17 protein-coding genes are annotated in these 19,848 nt (G+C 39.4%); 7 read left to right on the top strand and 10 right to left on the bottom strand.

Annotated features, from left to right (window positions below):
• Positions 1-83: 83 nt before the first annotated feature.
• Positions 84-344: a hypothetical protein gene (locus AC2CZC_RS20710; RefSeq protein ID WP_484583237.1), complete on the bottom strand. Its 261-nt coding sequence runs from the start codon at positions 342-344 to the stop codon at positions 84-86.
• Positions 345-757: 413 nt separating this feature from the next.
• Here AC2CZC_RS20710 and AC2CZC_RS20705 point away from each other — a divergent pair, with 413 nt between their 5' ends.
• Positions 758-1,729 (top strand): hypothetical protein, encoded by a 972-nt coding sequence (locus tag AC2CZC_RS20705; protein ID WP_484583236.1) that lies wholly within the window; start codon positions 758-760, stop codon positions 1,727-1,729.
• 44 nt (positions 1,730-1,773) lie between these two features.
• Positions 1,774-3,336, top strand: coding sequence for a HEAT repeat domain-containing protein (locus AC2CZC_RS20700; RefSeq protein ID WP_484583235.1), 1,563 nt, complete (start codon positions 1,774-1,776; stop codon positions 3,334-3,336).
• A gap of 71 nt (positions 3,337-3,407) precedes the next feature.
• Here AC2CZC_RS20700 and AC2CZC_RS20695 read toward each other — a convergent pair whose 3' ends face one another.
• Complete coding sequence (locus AC2CZC_RS20695) at positions 3,408-3,575, bottom strand: hypothetical protein (RefSeq protein ID WP_211036831.1); 168 nt, start codon at positions 3,573-3,575, stop codon at positions 3,408-3,410.
• 76 nt (positions 3,576-3,651) lie between these two features.
• Entirely contained in the window at positions 3,652-4,122 is a 471-nt protein-coding gene (locus AC2CZC_RS20690) for a hypothetical protein (RefSeq protein WP_211036832.1), read from the bottom strand.
• 428 nt (positions 4,123-4,550) lie between these two features.
• Here AC2CZC_RS20690 and AC2CZC_RS20685 point away from each other — a divergent pair, with 428 nt between their 5' ends.
• A complete protein-coding gene (locus AC2CZC_RS20685) occupies positions 4,551-6,185 on the top strand; it encodes a PKD domain-containing protein (RefSeq protein WP_484583234.1) in 1,635 nt (544 codons plus the stop codon).
• A 60-nt stretch (positions 6,186-6,245) separates the two neighbouring features.
• Here AC2CZC_RS20685 and AC2CZC_RS20680 read toward each other — a convergent pair whose 3' ends face one another.
• On the bottom strand, positions 6,246-7,256 hold the full coding sequence (locus tag AC2CZC_RS20680; RefSeq protein WP_484583233.1) for a hypothetical protein: 1,011 nt from the start codon (positions 7,254-7,256) through the stop codon (positions 6,246-6,248).
• A 216-nt stretch (positions 7,257-7,472) separates the two neighbouring features.
• Here AC2CZC_RS20680 and AC2CZC_RS20675 point away from each other — a divergent pair, with 216 nt between their 5' ends.
• Entirely contained in the window at positions 7,473-10,280 is a 2,808-nt protein-coding gene (locus AC2CZC_RS20675; protein WP_484583232.1) for a tetratricopeptide repeat protein, read from the top strand.
• Between the two features lie 96 nt (positions 10,281-10,376).
• Here the strand turns inward: AC2CZC_RS20675 and AC2CZC_RS20670 are convergent, their stop codons facing one another.
• The 3 genes from AC2CZC_RS20670 to AC2CZC_RS20660 form a co-directional block, all read right to left on the bottom strand.
• Positions 10,377-11,054 (bottom strand): DUF4386 domain-containing protein, encoded by a 678-nt coding sequence (locus AC2CZC_RS20670; RefSeq protein WP_211036836.1) that lies wholly within the window; start codon positions 11,052-11,054, stop codon positions 10,377-10,379.
• Positions 11,055-11,863: 809 nt separating this feature from the next.
• Positions 11,864-12,541 carry a DUF4386 domain-containing protein gene (locus tag AC2CZC_RS20665; protein WP_484583231.1) on the bottom strand — a complete coding sequence of 226 codons (678 nt, stop codon included), beginning with the start codon at positions 12,539-12,541 and terminating at the stop codon, positions 11,864-11,866.
• A gap of 149 nt (positions 12,542-12,690) precedes the next feature.
• Positions 12,691-13,824, bottom strand: a complete 1,134-nt coding sequence (locus tag AC2CZC_RS20660; protein WP_484583230.1) for a helix-turn-helix domain-containing protein — start codon at positions 13,822-13,824, stop codon at positions 12,691-12,693.
• Positions 13,825-14,501: 677 nt separating this feature from the next.
• Here AC2CZC_RS20660 and AC2CZC_RS20655 point away from each other — a divergent pair.
• Both AC2CZC_RS20655 and AC2CZC_RS20650 read left to right on the top strand, forming a co-directional pair.
• Positions 14,502-15,467 (top strand): Kelch repeat-containing protein, encoded by a 966-nt coding sequence (locus tag AC2CZC_RS20655; protein WP_484583229.1) that lies wholly within the window; start codon positions 14,502-14,504, stop codon positions 15,465-15,467.
• Entirely contained in the window at positions 15,386-15,559 is a 174-nt protein-coding gene (locus AC2CZC_RS20650; RefSeq protein WP_484584912.1) for a hypothetical protein, read from the top strand. The genes AC2CZC_RS20655 and AC2CZC_RS20650 overlap by 82 nt, the downstream gene beginning before the upstream one ends.
• A 58-nt stretch (positions 15,560-15,617) precedes the next feature.
• On the opposite strand, the gene AC2CZC_RS20645 is transcribed toward AC2CZC_RS20650, so the two are convergent.
• The 3 genes from AC2CZC_RS20645 to AC2CZC_RS20635 all read right to left on the bottom strand — a co-directional run bounded on the left by AC2CZC_RS20645 (position 15,618) and on the right by AC2CZC_RS20635 (position 16,440).
• A complete protein-coding gene (locus AC2CZC_RS20645; protein WP_484583228.1) occupies positions 15,618-15,830 on the bottom strand; it encodes a hypothetical protein in 213 nt (70 codons plus the stop codon).
• 86 nt (positions 15,831-15,916) lie between these two features.
• On the bottom strand, positions 15,917-16,147 hold the full coding sequence (locus tag AC2CZC_RS20640; protein WP_484583227.1) for a hypothetical protein: 231 nt from the start codon (positions 16,145-16,147) through the stop codon (positions 15,917-15,919).
• 68 nt (positions 16,148-16,215) lie between these two features.
• On the bottom strand, positions 16,216-16,440 hold the full coding sequence (locus AC2CZC_RS20635) for a hypothetical protein (RefSeq protein ID WP_484583226.1): 225 nt from the start codon (positions 16,438-16,440) through the stop codon (positions 16,216-16,218).
• Positions 16,441-17,689: 1,249 nt separating this feature from the next.
• Between AC2CZC_RS20635 and AC2CZC_RS20630 the strand changes: the two genes are divergently transcribed.
• Complete coding sequence (locus AC2CZC_RS20630) at positions 17,690-19,810, top strand: TonB-dependent siderophore receptor (protein WP_484583225.1); 2,121 nt, start codon at positions 17,690-17,692, stop codon at positions 19,808-19,810.
• The last annotated feature ends 38 nt before the right edge of the window (positions 19,811-19,848 follow it).

The following is a 19,848-nucleotide window of genomic DNA, read 5'->3' as shown; positions in this document are numbered from 1 at the left end:
TGAGGTTGTTTAAATATTCAAGCTTGATTAATAAGTCTAGAAAACCGAAATACTACTTAACTTTCGGTTACAAAGTTTGGTGCTTATATTCTTCCTTTACCATGGCATATATACACTGGGAATACTGCGCCAGTAGGGTAATAACAACTTGTATAGATAAACTTAATGCTAGGGTATTTAGCTTTAAAGTCACTTCTAAACTTAGCAATGGCCTCACTCCAAGTGACATAAGTATAGTGTGTTCTATAGCTCACCTCTCTCGCTGATGCTGTAGAAGTTAACGATGCAAATAATGTTGTTGCCGCAATGGCTGTGATTAACGCTGATTTTATTTTAGATGACATATCTAAGTTCCTTTTGTTGTTGTGTTGTTTGAAAATTAAACGATATGGATTTTGTTTGGTTAATTCAAATGAAATTTATGCATATAGCATATTTTTATTTCTATATTATGAATTGTTATTATTTTCAGTTTTTATTGTATTGAGCTTTTATTAAAGGGTTTATTGTTCTTCTTGTGCTAAATTTACTTTTAAATTTAATGTTATTATAACAATAATGGCGTTTATTATTATTCTAAATAATGTATTAGTGAAGTTTGAAATACGTATTTTTGTGAGGGTTTCTGATAATTTTCCCGCTTTTATTTATCTAAAAAAGGTAAAAATGAAAGTTAAATGTAAAAAAAGTGTGTTATCTTGGTCTTGTTGCGCAACATATATACATTTAAAAACTTAAAAGATATATGAGGATAACCATGAAATTTAAATACGCTGCATTGCTAGGCGTTGTCTCTGCGATTACATTGTCACCAGCTGCAAATGCCTACCTTTATAAAGATCCGGGCTATGTAGAACGCAATGTGAGAACTATACAAAAGAATAATGTGATTGGTCAGTCGCACCAATATCGTGACCAGCAGGGTTGGATGTATGTCGATCAGGTCAGTAATGGCGCGACGCAAGGGGCGTATCAGGCTGGAAATTGGGTAAAATTACATAATCGTAATTTCAAAATGTCCATCGGAGAATTAGAGTTTTCTTTTGATCCAAGCAAGCTGGATTGTACACAAGGCATGAGCTTTAACTTTACTGTGGGCGATGACACGGTTGCGAGTTTTAAACCAAATTGTGATGACTTACTGAATGCCTCTATCACTTATCCAATCGAATATTATTTTGATTTAATTCCTGAGCCTATCAAGCCTAAGGTTGAGCTACCTCTTGATCCATTAGGGTTACTAAAAGTAGGTGTTAAATTTGGCGCAGGTGTTGAAGCTGGCGCGGAGTTTACAGTTGGCGGTGTAATTGGAGGTCACGGAAACGAGGAGCCATATGAAGTTGATGGCGTGAGACGTCCAGATTATGTGTATGCATCTGTTGAACCTTATGTTGGCGGTCTGGTATCTAGCTCTGCCTACGGCTCCTTTGGTCACGGTATTTCTGAGGCGGGCGTAAAAGGTAAATTAAATTTACTTAAAGTCAAAGGTAAGGGGTATGTAGAAGCAGGGATCCGCCGTGTGGTTCAAGATACGCAAGTTGTTGAGCAAGGCTTCTTAGAGCTTAAAATTAGCACCAAGCTGACAGGTGGTGATGGCAAAATACAAGCTTACTGTAAAAAGTTATGGGGCCTGTTGCAATTCAATGTGGACGTCATGAAGTGGGATCCACTATATACGCGTGAGACAGTGCTATACAAATACGCTAGCCCTGTTTGGGAAAATCTATAAACTGTAAAACGTGGTGGCCTAGCCACCACTTTTGAGATGAGTCCATGAAAAAAACAATTTATATATGCGCCGCTGTAGCTGTGGTAGTTGGCTTGGCGATACTCAACTCTTTGAGCAATAATAAAACATTAAGTGAGCCTAAAGCAGTTAAACAAGAGCAGTCAAAAACACTGGCTGAAAAATCGTATTTTTTTGCCTATCAAGTCGATATTCATTCTGCCGTGTTGAGTGAAAGTGGTAGCGCGATGACATTCTCTGAGTTGAGTTGGAACATGAATTTCCAACCTCATGCGTCTGCATCGACCAAATCAGCCGCCATGCTGACTGATATTGTGTTTATGGCAGACAATAAATTACAAACAATGCCTACGCAAATTCCCTTCTTGGTGAAGTATCAGTCTCGACAATTTTCAGAGCTTGATATGCTTGGGTTAAGTGAGCAGCACCCATTATCTGTGTTATCTAAAGTACTTGATTTAATGAGTTACTCATTAGACTCACCGCTTACTTTTGAAGATGCGTTGGGCGTAAAAACATTCCAGTATGTTCAACAAGATAATGTGATAGATCGAGTAGTTACAGCCCACCAAAAACATGCAGACAACACAGAAAAAGAGCAGTGGCAGATCACTTTGAATGTATCCCGTCCAGGCACACCATTGACTCTAGAATATAATAACAATCAAATTTGGCAGCGTAGTGGACAACGCTATGAAGTTGTACAAACTGTGTCAGTTAAGCCTATTACACACACGCCTTTTGAACCTGTTGATTGGCAAGCTAATCACAACACACATATTCTGCCTGATGATCACGCACAGAGCATAGGTCTCGAGGTCACAGGGGATAACTTTTTGGAGTATATACAGTCGCTAAAAGGCAATTTAGATCCTAACTTAGCAAAAGCGATTGGACTATATATGCTCAATAATTTTGATCAAAGTGGTTTAAAAGGTTTGTTCGAGGAGCATGAAAATTTAACTTCTGCATTTATCTACGCGTTACAAAAAGCACAGACTCTCCAAGCTGAGCAAATGATCTCAGATCTTTTGACTGATGATGAGTTAGGCGTGCAGGTACAGCAAAAGTTAGTGATGGCGTTAGGACGCTTTGAAAATGCGTCGGATATTGGTTTTTCTAGCTTAAGATATGTTGTAGAGCAGGGTTCAAATGCTGCGATTTCTGATATGGCGCTACTCAACATGGGCACAATGAGTAAGTTTTCTCCAGCGCAATCCAATCAAGTAGCCGATTATTTGGCTGATAAAATGCGCAGTCCAGCTCATCTTTCGACAGCAGTGTTAGCGGTGGCCAATAGTAAAAACCCTAAGCTGATCGCAAAACTCCCAGCTTTGCTTCAGCACTCGGATGTGCAAGTTAAAAAGAATACGATTAAATCTTTAGGGCAAATGGCTATTTATCAGGATCAGGTGGTAACGAGTCTATTAGCATCTCCTGAAATGGCTTCGATTGATGCCTTTGCTCGTGTATATCAGCAAGCAAACTATAAGTTATCAGCTATGAATATAGAACGATTAAATGGCCTTTATCAATCGCAATCCAATCCGGTGATTAAAAAGAGATTGAGTACGATTATGAATATGTAATTATTGAATGTAGGCAATTCATCATAAGTGAGTCTCTACTTTTTAAAGCAACGAGACTCATCTTTTATTTATTAAAGTTCTTCAGTACACATACGTTGTGCAATACTCTGATTGTCACAGTGGTCTGGGCCATACGTTCTGCGGCCACCACCTGCAATGTTAGGTGTGAGTTTTACTGGTAATGCGAGTGTGTCATTACTTAATGCTTTTATTTTTTTCTTGTTAAGTTTAATTTTCATCTGTTTTCCTTAATGATGTAGCGTGCCTGATCTGTAGGTACGCATTTGACAGGATTTGTTAAACAAATAGTGAAGGTTATTGTTTAACCCAATCTACGATATAGCCAACACAAACAAAGTGCATTGGTTGATCGGTAAAGTCTGGTCTACAGCCGCCCACTTCAGTTGCACCGCGTTGTCTTAGAATTGACATAGCGTGCTCAGGTGAACCACCTCGCGCTTCGATAAGGACTTTATCTTTGCAATATCTCACATTTGTTGTTTTTGTCTCGGAATACGCAAAAGGCACGTTTGCAAAGCAAGTAGCATAGACTTGATGCTTGGTTGCAGGGTTATAAACCCAGTCTCCGATGAACGCTGTAGGGTTTGTCGATAAATTGATAAACCTGCTGATATTTTGAAATGAACCGTTTACTAAAGTACTACAGTTTGCGAAACCTTGATAATAATTGATTTTGCTTGTTTCTACTTCAGTTTTACATTCTTGTGCGAAAGCATTGATAGAGCCGAACGCAAAAAGTAAGCCCATTGCTAATTGTTTTTTCATTATTTTGATTTCTCATTTAATGTTATTAAGTATTGTTTGGAGACGAATGCCAGTTAACAACTGGCTGTTAAACGTATGAATATAGGTACTTATATAACTTAGCATTTGACTTTTGTGATTGTAAGCTGGCAGATCTTCCGGTTTATTTTTTAAGGTGATGATATTTGGTTTAAAAACTATTGTTGTTCGAGCTCTTGATTGGCAACATTACGTGCTTCAATGCTGTATTTTTGATGCTTTAATCGTAAATTGACAGGTTTAAAAATGAGATAGATAGTGAGAAGAACTGCGAGGTTTTGAGTTTCCTGTCATGATTTGTTTACATGGTGATTTAAAGTTTTACCTTGAATTTAACCTTGTAATAACATAGATTTCATGAGCTTTTTATTAAAAAAGCACAATAATTACAATTAAAGGATTTTAACCTTATGACATCATGTAAAGTAATCAAATCAATACTTCCTGTATGCGCGCTAGTACTTGCTAGTGGCACGCAAGCAAGCGTTCAAGATACTGGCGTTGCCCAAAAGACTGAGATCGCCCAAGCGGTTTCTTATCAACTAAATTTAGGCCTTAATAGCGTAGCTAACTCTGCCAATAATGAGTTTGAACATGTTATTAATTACCCTAACGCGCACTTCATCAAAGTGAATTTCGCTAAGTTTTCTCTGCCAAAAGGTGCTTACCTTGAAGTCAGTGACTTGAAAGGTACGGAAGTCTATCGTTATGACCAAAATGACAGCGGTGTCTCTTCATCTATGTCAGTCTCAGCAGATACGATCAAGCTGAAATTGGTTGTGAGTGATACAAGTCTTTGGGAGCAAGGACATGGTATTGAAATTGCCGACTTCTTTGCTGGTTACTCTGATACTGAGATTGCGGCGAATGAAGTCATGTCAGGTTTTGACATGATTGAGCCTAATTCTACTTGTGGTATTAACGAACGTAGAGATGTCGCATGCTGGGAAACATCTCATCCCATTGAGTATGAGCGAAGTCGCCCAGTTGCACGCTTACTAATTGGTGGGCGTAGTTTGTGTACCGCTTGGCGTGTCGGTGCAGGTAATCATATGTTTACCAATAACCACTGTTTTGACTCGGCAGCAGATGCGAAAAACGTGGAGGTATGGTTTAACTATCAACGTTCCGCATGTGGGACTGGTAGTACAAATGGCACTGTTAAAGTAATGGCGGATCAGCTGCTTGCGACAGATTACAGACTGGACTACACGTTATTTACAGTCAATGATTTTGAAAAAATCAGACAGTTCGGTCATTTTGGTTTAGATGTGTCAGCACAGCAAAAAGGCCAGCGTATTTTCATTCCACAGCACGGTAGCGGTAATCCAAAAGAGCTAGCGATTGAGAGTGACCAAAATACCGGTGGTTACTGTCAAATTGACCAAACAGTGACAGCAGGTCGCGGATCAGATACTGACATGGGTTATAAATGTGACACCATAGGCGGCTCTTCAGGTTCGCCAGTTGTGTCTGCTTATGACAATAATGTCATTGCATTGCACCATTATGGTAATAGCACGCAATGTACTACAAAGTTGAATCGCGGTACCCGCATTGAATTGATTTGGCCAGAAGTGGCAACACACTTTGGTGGCGTCATTCCGAGAGGAGATAATGGCCCTGTTGATAACACTGCACCAGTTGCAAACTTCTCTTTCACACAAAGCGGTTTGGCTGTGACTTTTACTGATACTTCCTTTGATGACAAAGGCGTGGTTAGCTATAACTGGCAATTTGGCGATGGTACTACGAGTCAATTGAGAAACCCTGTGCATACATATGGTTCTGAGGGCACTTACAGCGTGTCTTTAACTGTAAAGGATGCTGAAGGTTTACAGTCAACGAAGACTCAACAGGTATCTATTTCTTTAGGTGGTGGCTGTTCGGTTGATGCGTGGTCTGCGGGTAAAGTGTACTTAAAAGGCGACCAAGCATCACAAAATGGTAGCATTTATGAAGCGCAGTGGTGGAACAAAGGCGCGTCACCTGCAGAGCACTCATCTAAATGGGAAGTGTGGCAGTGGGTTCGTGACTGCAACTAATCACTCATAAAGTTGATTTTAAAAAGCCACAATTGCAATTGCATAGTGGCTTTTTTATTTTTAGTCAGCGTCATTATTGCAAACGAAGTGCTCAATTGGCAGTGTGATCTCAGTTCTAAGCAGTGTTCTAGTGTGTTTGGCGTTATTCATTGAAGCTTGATTGCCAGCATAAATATAGCCGCATATAAATTCAAAACGAGCACTAATTTGGCGGAGTACCTCAGCTTGGATCTTAGGGCCAAAGCCTTGTCCTCTGTGCTGTTTTGCAATGATAAAATCACAGATAAGAACGCCCCTATAGCCAAGTTCAGTACAAGGCTCTAGTATTAATGCACCTATTTTTTGTGTTGGTTGGTGTGCTTTGTAAGCGACATAACACAAGTTGCTTTCTATTGACTCAGCAACAGATTCTTTATCTTCGACTTCTAGACGATCTTTTAACTGCGGAACGTCTTTATGGAAAGTGTGGTATTCATCTTTATACCAAGACCAGTCATTCGCCATATCAAATGGTTTAAGTGCGATTTCATTTGAGTTTAGTTTGCTAATATGTTCAATCTCAGCGCCCCAAAAGCAGTCTTCCAATTCTGCACCCTTGACCTGTTTAAGGGTGTTAAAGTGAGCGCTGTTTGGCTTTGACCATATAGAGACCATTTCAGGCTTACACCAACTAAAAAACGCTAAAATCTCAGGCAGGTAAAGCTTGAGATCTGCAAATTTAACCGCCTTTTCGCCAATGACTTCTATTAACGTTTGATCTAGGTTGTTGCGATAAATTCCAGCTAACCAAAGTGTGCCACAGGGCAATTTAATTATCTGGTCGTGTAAATGTGTGTCTGGAACAGTGTCGGCAATTTTTCGGCGGGCTCTTACTTCGGCAAAGCCATTTTTATAGTCATCACATCTTGAGAAAAGCTCTTTGCTTTGTGCTGCTATCGCAGCGTTTATGTCAAAATCTTGCAATGCTTTGGTGTCATAGGTATCGATGACGCCCTGTGTGAGTCTTTCAAGTTCATCGTCTGTTGCCAACATTAACGATTTAAAAGACAAGGTTGAGTCCGTGTTACTCATCGTTATTAAATACCAGCCAGGTTGGGCTGTACTCCATTTAATTTTATTTTTGTTGTGGAATCTATATGAGGGTTTTTTATCTTATTTCAATAATTTGGGTACAAATAAGTGGCATTTAAACAGAATTTTCACAACCAGCTAAACTTAACCCCATGGAGTCGCTCAGCAGGTAAGATTTGTTTTTAGTTGCTTGAGCACAAAACACAGGTTGTAACGATGTCTGAATTAGCCTTGAACAAACATGCTGCTGTATTGTGTATTATGGTGCTATTTTTCAATAGCTTTGCGTTTGCCACCTTGTCCAATGAGCAGCTTGTTAAAAATATTGAAAATCGTCAAGGTACTGCAAAAATCGAAGCGATTATCGATTATGTACAAAAAAACTTTCACTACAATACACCTCAAGCGCTTGAATATGCCGATGAGGGGCTTCAACTTTTAGAGCAACACCCAAGCCATGATCAGTCTGCAAGATTATTGAGCCATCTGTCTCGTGCCTATATATCTTATGGCGATTTGAATAAAGCCAATGAAGTCGCTTTACAAGCGCAGCAGTTTGCTCAAAAGAGCACCGTCATGACAAACGAGCTGCGTGTGCAAATTGTGCTTGCAGATATTGCTATTCGCCAGCGCAAATATGACTTAGCCAGAGCGCGATTAATTGATGTGATAGAGCAGGCGAAGCAGGGAGAATTTGAGGTTCACCTAGCAAATGCGCATCGTCTTTCTGGACATTTAGACAGTAAAACGCGAGATTATGAAGCAGCGCTTGGCAGTTATTTACAAAGCTTGAGTTTATACCGTAAGCTGAAAAATCCGACCATGGCGGCATCTATTCATCAAAGTTTGGCGTCTCTTTACAGGAAAATGAACTTATACGAAAAGGTCTTATTTCATCAAAAAAGAGCGATCCAAATCTCGTTGACACTCGATAACCCTAATCAACAAGCCATTTTTTATAGCAACATGGGCACTTATTTTGATGAAGTGGGTAAGTTTGAAAAAGCAATAGAGATGCACCTGAAGTCTTTAGCGCTGAAAGAAGAGCTTGGCTATAAGCTTGGCATGATCCACACCTATAATCGGCTCGGTAGCGTGTATCGAGAAGCGGGAGATTTTAAAAAGTCAGAGCAAATGCTCAAAGAAGCGGTTGCTTTGAAAAAAGAAATAAATCGACCAGATCCAAATATTTCCACTTACCTAGACTTAGGACGTCTATACATTGAAACAGGGCAGCTTGAATTAGCTGAGCGTTATTTAATACAGAGTATTTCGTTATATCAAGGCTCCCCTTGGGAAGACAGAATTGCAGAGATCCATCAGGCGCTGGCGAAACTGCATTTGGTCAGACAACAGCCACAGAGTGCCATTGATGCTTATATGCGGGCGATAGAGATTGCTCAAGAACATCAAAGAGAGGCTTTACTCATGGACTGCCAGCTTGAAGTCGCCGCTATATTTGAACAACAGGGCATGCATATGCAAGCCTTGGCGTACATCAAAGACTATTTAACGTTAAAAAATAAATGGGAAGAGAAGAATAATCAATACCGGATCAGTGCGTTGGCGATTGAGTTTGGTGTCAGAGAAAAAGAGCGAGAAATAGCCAGTTTAGTCCAACTAAATCGCATCAAAGACCTTGAAATAGAAAAGCAAGCGGTACAACAAGTGGTTTTTTTAATCGGTATGCTATTTGTGTTTTGCTTTTTGTCTTTTAGTTACTTTTGGCGCACTAAAAATAAACAGCTCAGAGTTGAACAAGTGGCCCTAAAGCAAGTTAGTGAAGTAAAAGAAAGGTTAAGCCATGCCCTTTGGGGGAGTGGTGATGAGTTGTGGGATTGGGATTTACAAACAGGTGTAATAACCAGAGATAACCAGATGAATAAGCTCTGTTTGCCATGTGAGCAAATTGGCACCGATTTAAATGCCATAAAATCAAGTGTTCATCCCGATGATTATGAACGTTTGCACAGTAAATTTACCCGCCACCTTGAAGGCGACAGTGACTTTTACGAAGTTAACTATCGTGTAATGACAAAAAGTGGACGATGGCTGTGGGTTTCAGACAGGGGGAAGGTCACTTCCCGAGCAAAAGATGGCACTGTGCTCAGAGTTAGTGGCACGATTAAAGACATTTCTGAAATTAAAGCATCGGAGCTGGCATTGGCTGAATTAAACGCAACGCTTGAGAAGCGAGTTGAAGAGCGGACTTTAAGCTTAAAGCAATCAAGAGATGAATTGGCAGAGATACTCGAAGAGCTGACATCAACACAAGCCAACTTAGTTGAAGCACAAAAAATGGCGTCTTTAGGGCGTTTAGTTGCAGGGGTCTCTCATGAGTTAAATACACCCCTTGGCACGACGGTTACCGCTAGCTCGATATTGCTTAGAGAGTTGTATGAGTTTAAGTCTAAACTAGAAGCCAGTAAGTTAACGCTCAGTGATACAAAAACATTTATTGATGTATCTTTATCGAGTATTGAGTTGATAGACAGTAATACCGAGCGAGCTGCTCAACTCATTAAGCGCTTTAAGCAAGCATCAGCCCACGAATATGTTAGTAGTGAAAGTCAGATTGATCTAAAAGCCTGTATTGAAGGGGTTATTGGATTTCATGGTAAGGACAGTGATGTCATTGTTGAGATAGATTGTCCAGATAACTGCATGGTGCAATGTGACTCTCAAGCGCTTGGCAAAATTTTTGAGGACTTGTATCTCAATTCACTGCTACATGGATTTGAAGGAAAAGCAGGACAAATATCAATAGATGTCACCACTGATCAAGAGCAAGTGATCTTACGCTTTACTGACAATGGAAGTGGAGTTGAGCAGCAAGCGATAGCGCATATGTTTGAGCCGTTTTATACCACGGCACGACATCAGGGTAAGGTAGGATTGGGGCTTTATATGGTATTTAACCTAGTGACTTACGTATTGCTAGGCAGTATTAGATATTGTCCGGATCAAGATAAAGGCGCGTGTTTTGAAATGACCTTCCCCATTGTTAGACCATCTAACGGTTGAATTTAATTATTATTAAGCGCTTTTGCGCAGTGGGCGTATTCGGGTGAAACAGAAAAAGGAAGCCGTATTTAGCTTCCTTGGTGGGTTTTATATTTATTAAGATTGTGCTTTTGGTTTTGCGCTTAAATCAAAGCCTTTGAAAATCATCCATAGTGGGAAGATTAATTCGTATATGCCACCTGGGATATACATCCATGCACCTGAGAAATCTAGACCAAAGTAATCAAAAGCGACTTTTAGTAGCAGTACTGCGTAACCAATCATGCCAAGTACTGAGATGGCTCTTGGAATTAGACGGTATTGGTATAAAGTGATGTTCAGTAAAAAGCCACACAAGCCTAAAGAAAACATCCCCATTAAAAAGCCAAACCAACGCTCAGACTTGAGTGCACTACCCATCATATAAAGGTATTCACTCGATACATCAGGGTTTTCAATAACCTGTTTACCCATGGCAATCAATGTCATCAGCGTCACTGCACCGGTGATCAAGGTTGCGCCTTCAATTAAACGACCACTCACGTACCCGATGGCAATGCGCTCACTGTATTGTCTGATAGTTGGGTAAATCAGAATGGACATGCCAATGACCGCTGCACAGTTAATAAACTCTAATAATGCCGCAAACGCCAGAGATGACCTGTTAAGCGCCGCTTGTTCTAAAAAGTCTGGCTTAGTGAGTAGCTCATAAATAATGGAATCGGCATACATAAATGAGCTGGTTGAGATCAGGATAAGTAATCCGGCAATGCGTGTAGCAAGTAAAGTAGACATAAATAAAACCCTTTTATTTGTTTGCTTGCTGACATGCTTCATTTAAGTGTGCATGTCGACAGTGCGTTTTTAAGATGGGTCTATTGTTGTCGTAAATTGTGTTCAGATCGTCCTAATGGGCCCGTTCGTTCTTTTTATTCGTATATTTTTTAGTGAGTTATAAAAGGTGTTTGTTTACTCTCGATGAAATGCAGACAAATCAGTTGTTAGCGCTCAGTGTACATTGCACTGTCACTTTTAATTAAACTCAGGGTTGTAGCAATGAATGGCTTACACGAATTTCTTGTGGTCGGTGGCCATTTGGGACAAAAGTAATTCGGTATCTGTGAGCGAACTTTTCAGCGTGGCGCTTTAATTTTGTCATCAAGCTGTTGGAAGTTGGTTTACCTTTATTTTATTGTGCTCATTTAATTGGAATTATTTAATTGCATGGTGTGTAAGTCTATGTTTATTAATGTTAATGTTTTATTTTTCGTCGATGTTTATTGGTCGTCGCTTTGATGCCAGTCTTGCTTGAATGATAGATTTCAGTTTGCTTTTTTTTAAAAACGTTCATCCATATAAGGCGCACATTAAAGAGTAGCAGCCGCTTCAATCATGACTTCCTTCAACGCCTGAACGTAAGTCAGATAGGGCCCATCAGCTCAGTCATATGCGTATTTTATTAAAGCGCGATTGTAGCCTGAGTTATTTTTAAACAGAATTTTGTGCAATAAGGGGGAGTTTGTCGGGGGAGGGGATTGCAGTGGGTGTGCTTAAAAACAGAAAAAGGAAGCCGTATTTAGCTTCCTTGGTGGGTTTTATATTAATTAAGAGTGTGCTTTTGGTTTTGCGCTTAAATCAAAGCCTTTGAAAATCATCCATAGTGGGAAGATTAATTCGTATATGCCACCTGGGATATACATCCATGCACCTGAGAAATCTAGACCAAAGTAATCAAAAGCGACTTTTAGTAGCAGTACTGCGTAACCAATCATGCCAAGTACTGAGATGGCTCTTGGAATTAGACGGTACTGGTATAAAGTGATGTTCAGTAAAAAGCCACATAAGCCTAAAGAAAACATTCCCATTAAAAAGCCAAACCAACGCTCAGATTTTAGCGCATTGCCCATCATATAAAGGTATTCACTTGATACATCTGGGTTTTCCATGACTTGTTTACCCATGGCAATTAATGTCATCAGCGTTACTGCACCGGTGATCAAGGTTGCGCCTTCAATCAAACGACCACTCACGTACCCGATGGCAATGCGTTCACTGTATTGTCTAATAGTCGGGTAAATCAAAATGGACATGCCAATGACCGCAGCACAGTTAATAAACTCTAATAATGCCGCAAACGCCAGAGATGATCTGTTAAGCGCGGCTTGCTCTAAAAAGTCTGGCTTAGTGAGTAGCTCATAAATAATGGAATCGGCATACATAAATGAGCTGGTTGAGATCAGGATAAGTAATCCGGCAATGCGTGTAGCAAGTAAAGTAGACATAAATAAAACCCTTTTATTTGTTTGCTTGCCGACATGCTTCATTTAAGTGTGCATGTCGACAGTGCGTTTTTAAGATGGGTCTATTGTTGTCGTAAATCGTGTTCAGATCGTCCTAACGGGCCCGTTCGTTCTTTTTATTCGTATATTTTTTAGTGAGTTACTAACGCGGCTTGCTTCCTATATAATGAAGGGGTTAATCCTGTCGCTTTTTTAAACGCCGTGTTAAATGTTGACTTTGAATTAAAACCAACCTCATATTGAATGGTCGATACGCGTTTATCGGTTTCTTGAAGGAGTTTTTCAGCTGCAGCAATCCGGTACCCATTAACAAATTGGAAAAAGTTGGTTTTTAGTTGCTGAGATAAGGTCTCAGAAATATGGTTTTCACTGACACTGATGGCCTTTGAGAGTTTGTTCAAAGACAGCTCTTCGTCCATAAATATCTGTTCTTGCGTCATGACATCTTTCAAATTACCTGATATCGCGTCCATTTTCTCTTGGCTTAATGTTGCCGTTCTCGATTGTATCGAAATAGGCTGCCCTTTATCCTCTTTAGTTAAGATAGGCTGATTAAGTGCCAACTGAGCGAATGCCAGTAAAACGGCAGCTTCAAAAAATGGTAAAAGTTTCAACCATGGCAGTTTCCAACCAGTCAACGTTGGCACGTAAGATAGCGAGTAGCAAAGCCAAACAATACCCCATAACACGAGCATGATCCTAAACCAATCTAGAGATCTTGATTGTATTTCTGCAAAGCGTTCCAATAATTGCTGACGGTGTCTGGCATGCACTTGTAGTGCCTTGATGAAATAAAAGGCGTTAAACACCATAAATACAACCATATTAGCAATGCAGGTGTATAAGGCGACTTTAAAGTGCTCTGGATTACGTGTTGCGGGATCTGCTAATGCGAGTTTTTCGGCTGATGTGAATCCGATAGCAAATGGCAACATCGCAAGAATAGCCACAACAGGCCCTATCATGGCTATTGCGTAGCTTTTCTTAGAAATTGCAAGCGTTGGCGACATAGTGGCGCATGCATAAAAAAATAAAGCTGGACCAAGGAGGATACGTACAGGCATTTGCATTCCTACTAATGCAGGAAAGTACTGATATGCACCCGTATAAATGACGAGCTCTCCGCTAACATGGATAAGTAGCAAGAATAATAGCGCAATGAGGTATGTTGTTTGTGGTTGCTTCGGTTTGTTCATTGCTTGCACAAGTGCAAGTAAAATCACGCCCCACATACCGGAATAGATGACGGTGTCTAAAACATCCATAATTTCCCTAATACTAGATATAGTAGATAAAACTCGCTGTATATTAAGTACATGTAATGCTTGTGTAAAGTTTGATAGGGTGTTTTTTTATAATTTAATTAATAATTTTATGGCTGGAAGGTTATGATTTAAATAGATATATTTATTATTTATCTGCTTAAAATGTATTCTTTCTCATTGGTGTTTAATAAACTGGTTGTTAAAGCATGCCAACCAATTCTGATGCAAATTCAAGCCTTATAAGGTCTATTTTTACTCATATATTGTATTAGTTTCAATCTTAGCGGTGCTGCTTTTTATTAAATCAACTTACCTACTTTGTATTGCTCGGTAGGTATGGTCATAGCGATTTTTACCATCTTGGTTAGGGACTTGCTATGAGGTCGTGTAGACAAAAGTTGTCTTGTTTTAATCTCGATATTCATGAATATTGGACTGGAAACGTTTTTTGATTGTCAGGGTAACAAGTTTGTTGAGTGACACAATTGGCCAAAAATAAATTTGCTATTGCTGCTATGGAATTCAACTTAATTTACAGCGATTTGGCGTATTTCTATCTACTCTTATTTAGGGGGTGTTATTTATTTAACAGTGATGTAGATGCCAATGCGCTTACACTGATCTTGAGTACGAGAATAACGGTATAAATACAGACGACCAAATACTAAGGAGTGCGAATGCATTTGTTAACTGCGAAAAGATATTTATTGGTGAAATGTTGCCTGTTACTCAGTGGCTTGGCCGTTGCTAGTATATGGGCAAGTACAGAAGCAGTTGATAATGAAAAACCTTATTGGCAGCAAGCGCCTTCTTTACCTATACCATTACAAGAGATCTATCCTGCGGTATTTAAAGAGCGGATCATTGTTGGAGGCGGCTTTACTCCATCAAAAACACCGTCTTTTCATGGTCTGGGTCCGAGTAAAGATGTTTATTTGTTAAATCCATCAACTGAACGTTGGCAGTCAGCCCCTTCATTGCCTGAACGTCGTCACCATCTGGGGATGGTGAGTAATAGGCATTATATTTATGGGATCGGTGGGTATTCAGGGCCTAAAGACGATGCGTGGAAAATAAAAAGGTCTGTGTTCAGATTAGATGGTAAGTTTCAGAGTTGGCGCTCTGGACCTTCACTCCCTATTCCGCTAGCGGAGTCTGTTTATGCCAATGTCGGAAAGTATATTCATGTTATTGGTGGCAAAACCATTTCTTCTAAGACTGGCAAGAAGGTAGATTCCAACGCGCACTATGTGCTCGTGAATAATGCATATTGGCGAAAAGCAAAGCCCGCAAATATTGAGCGTAATTCTGCGGCAAGTGCTGTTATAGGCAATAAAATTTATGTTATTGGTGGACGGTCCTTGGCACTGGGTGGTAAAAATCTAAGTAACGTTGAAGTGTATGACACAAAAATGGATACTTGGACTGCTTTAAGTCCCTTACCGATTGCGTCAGCAGGGCTGTCAGCAAGTGTGCTAGATGAAAAAATCATTGTTACTGTGGAGAGGTATTTGGACCAAATCACCAATGGCAAAAAGGGGAGGCTTTTTCGAATGTGTGGATCTATGACACAAAAATCGATAAATGGCAAGCGCTGCCAGATATGCCGCAAGCACGACATGGGCATGGTGCTGTTACCTTGAATAATACGTTATATGTGATTGGTGGTGCCGCAAAAGTAGGCCCACAAGAGACATTGCAAAGTACACTTTCACTTAATAGATCGAATCCATAGTTTTTAGACATTTGGAGAATAGCCACCTATTGGGGCTATTCTTTATTTAATGGTTTTATTAACTCCAATATGCCTTACCACCATGTCTTGTTTCGCAGTGATGAGCTGCGCGCGACGCATAAGATTCTTCCCCACGTAAGAATTCAATACTCCATAGTATTTTATCGTCTTTAAAACACGTAACGTGGAACCTGCTCGAAAATGCTTGTGATTCCATTGGGATTGCAGAGGCTAAGGTTGCTGTAAGTGCGAAAAGAATTGGTTTAATCATTGTCATTCCTTTTTATAGAAATTTTAATTTATTTATTGATTAGTGTATTACTTTTATTCCATGCATTTAATAACATGTTTTGATGGCTATTTACTTCTTCTAATTTGTCTCATCGTTGCTTTGCCACCCTGTACTCTCTCACAGTATTCTGCGGCGCGATTGGCAATGCGATCTTCGAATGTATAAAACTGTTCATGCCATAATAGACCCCCGTTTTTATGACAAAATACTTCTAGTCCGCCAGGCCCAGCAACTGATTTGTTCGGAAGTATAAAAGCAAGTGCGGCAAGTGGTATAAAAATAAACTTTTTTAGCATGTTAACTCCATTATCACTAGATTATATTGGTATTATTTAATTTGGCTTAATTAAATCTTTAGTGCACTTTACCAGCCAAAACCAATCGTTTTCGCTTTACCACCAAGCTTTCTTTCACAGTGATCTATCGTACGATAAATATAGTCAGTCTCATAACCAGAAAATCGTAGATTGAATATCAATGTGTCATTTTTATAGCAAAGTACATCTACATAGCCTAAAGCTTGAGATTGGTGTGGGATAGTTGTTAATACCGCTGCTGATGCGGCAAGAAGTAGTGCTTTAATCATCATTAATTCCTTTTTGAAAATAGTTATCATTACCATTTTCGGGGTTGTTCTAATCAATTGCATGACTTTGTAAAGGACTTTAATTAATATAATCTCAACTAATTTATTTAAATAAGTGCGACGTCATGAACTGTGATTTCATATACTCACTATTTTTTGGGTAAGTTTTTTCTAAATTAGTTAACCTTAAATAAAGGGTGCTGTAGTGAAGACTGTTTTAGACGTAAAAAAATTAGAGGGTAGTGAGTTTAAATCGGTTTTTATATGTTTTTTAAAGCTTTTTTCTATTTTTTCTATGCTCCATAGATGATCTTTCATTAGCCTTATCGTTTAAAGTCTCTTGTAAGCAATACTTTCAGGATTAGATGATGGCCTCGTCAGTTTTGATTAAAGGGAATTTCTATCTTGCAATATAATTAAGTAAGATTGATTAGGTGGATTTATTAAAATTATAATTTTGAGTAAAAGTCCATGATGAAGTGGAATCGTTTTATAGTATTTAGTTATAGAACTAAATAATGTATTTTTTAGATTTGTGGTGATAGGTTTTTAAATATAATGTTATATTAATTGATGTATTTATCAATTAAGCGCGATTGGTTGTTGGTCATTTTTTATGTTTTAGACACCATTATCATAATGCGTTGCAGCTCGATTAGTCACCTCAGTGGGTCAATCTTTATAAAAAATAACCGCAGTCTTGCTCGTATATTGAAATATTTTTACTGAAACACCACATCTTGTGTCACTGTAGCTACGCTTGTTGCTCCATTGTACCCTATTTTTTTAAATAGAAGTACCGGTCTTTGAACTTCTAAAGTTATAGTCCAGCCCATTGCGTCGCAGCTTGATGTACTTGAGCCGTTCGACTTTTTCTTTAGTTAATAAACACGGTATATTAATCCTGCAGAGAGTGCTGCACTATCAAAAAATCCCGCAGTTAATGCGAGTGCAAAAATAGTTGGTTTTTTCATACCCCCACATTGTTATTTTTAAATAATAAACGCCGAAGCGATCTTTAATTTAAATAACTAATTTATTTAAGTGAAATTATTCAAACAAGATTAAAGTGATTATGATTTTTATTGATAATAACTCTGTTTTTATATTTTATTAAATTAGTTAAGCAGGTAAATCAGAAGGTTACAAATGTAAGATTCATGATGAGTTGTTGCGAATAGCTCTTAACACTGGCTTTGACACATGTTAAAGTATCTAAAAACGTTATAACATATCAAATAAAGGATTTGTAATGAAACCCCTTAACTATGCTTGCCGTTTAAGCGTACTTACTCTCTCTCTTGCTGCTATTTTCTCTGCACAAGCCCAAAACAGCATCGAAACAATTGAGGTCCAAGGTGAGCGTCAAGCTTATCGTGGTGAGTTCTCTCACCTTGAAACGCCAGAGTCGACTTTTGAATTTGATGCTCAGCTGCTTGAAAATACAGGATTAACAGATCTGACAGATGTGCTTGATATGTCAGCTTCTGTGAGCCGCCAGAATAGCCTAGGTGGCCTTTGGGATAGCTATGCTATTCGCGGATTCTTCGGTGATGAAGATATGCCAAGTGGATACTTGGTAAATGGATTTAATGCAGGTCGCGGCTTTTCTGGACCACGTGATGTATCTGGTATTGAGCGTGTTGAAGTATTAAAAGGGCCAAAGGCTGCACTTTATGGTCGTGGTGAGCCGGGCGGTTCAATTAATCTGGTAACTAAAAAAGCCTCTTTTGATAATGCAAGCTCGGTGCAACTTACCGCTGGTAACCGCTCACATCGCCGTTTTGAGGCCGACGTGAATACAGTGATTAGTGATGATCTGGCAGGTCGCTTTATTGGGTTTTATCAAGAGGAAGACAGCTTTCGTGACACCATAGAAACACAAAAGCATGGGTTAATGGCATCACTTGTTTTCAAGCAAAGCGATCAGTCACGTATCTTGTATGATTTAGAATATGCTGAACATGAAATTCCATTTGACCGCGGTATTATTGCCGTTGGGGGAAATTTTGATTTCATGCCAATAGAGCGCTTTTTAGGTGAGCCGAATGATGGACCTACAACAACCAACGTGCTTGGCCATCAATTACAATGGAACTATGAGCTAAATGATACATGGGATCTGAGCTCTGCTGCTGCGTATCGCCAAACTGAACTAGACAGTTTCTCAAGCGACATAGAACTTTTACCATCACATCAGAAATTTTACTTTGATGGCCAAACCTTATCTAGACAGCACCGTGAGCGTCATTATGATACAGACCAGTATGTTGTGCGCTTTGAAGTAGCAGGACAGGTAGAAACTGGTTCAATCAAACATAATATTATTGCAGGTATTGACTATGATAGGTTTGAGTATGATAGAGCCTACTTAGTTGCCAGAGGTGCGCCAGTATCACCGACTGTTTCGGATCAGGATCTATATGCAATTAACGTACATAACCCTGTTTATGGCCAAGTAACCCCAGGTACGCGTTTACCTGCTGTTGTTCGTCAACAAAATCAGTGGTCTACAGGTTTGTATTTCCAAAACCAAATTGAATTGACCGACGCATTGCAAGTGCGTATTGGCGGTCGTTTTGATTCAATGAAGCAAACTTTAGAAGACAAAGTCAAACAACGTGACACGGATCAATCTGAAACACGTTTTAGCCCGCAATTAGGTGTCGTGTATCAAGTTGCTGATAACTGGTCTGTCTATTCTACTTACGGCGAAGGGTATCGTATGAACCTTGGTGCCGACATAAAAGGTAATGCATTTGATCTTAACGAAACAGACTCAATCGAGTTTGGTACTAAGTTCTCTTTATTTGATAATAATCTCGAGATTACAGCAGCTTATTTTGATAGTGAACAGAAAAATATCGTTGTTGTAGATCCTGTTAATGGTGGTCAAAGCGCCATTGGTAAAGCGAGCAGTGCAGGTTACGAGCTTGATATTGCAGGTCAATTACCTGCGGACATTGAAGTAAGATTCTCATATTCGTACCTAGATGCACAGGTGGAAGAGGATTACATTGATACCGCTATTTTTGTAGCAATTGAAAAAGGCGATGATCTGCTAAACATTCCTGAGCACTCAGCAAGCTTACAAGTCAGTCAAGACTATGTAGTGAGTGGCAATGCACTTACTGTCGGTGGTGGTCTTCAGTATGTTGATGAACGTTTGGGCCAACGTGGTGAGGACTTCTATTTACCATCTTTTGTCACTGCTAACTTGTTCGCTAATTATGACATTAATGCTCAGTGGTCAGTGAAAGCACAAGTTCACAATGCATTTGATCGCAAACACTTTACAAACTCTTATACGCAATTCTGGGTACAGCCTGGTGAGCCTCGTAAAGTATTACTGTCTACGTCTTATCAGTTTTAGGAATAACGACAGAGACTTATAAGTCTTAACAAAATGCC

The organism is Pseudoalteromonas sp. MMG033 (assembly GCF_057197785.1).
Note: the sequence above shows the minus strand (reverse complement) of the source record. Positions and strands in the feature narration are given on the sequence as shown.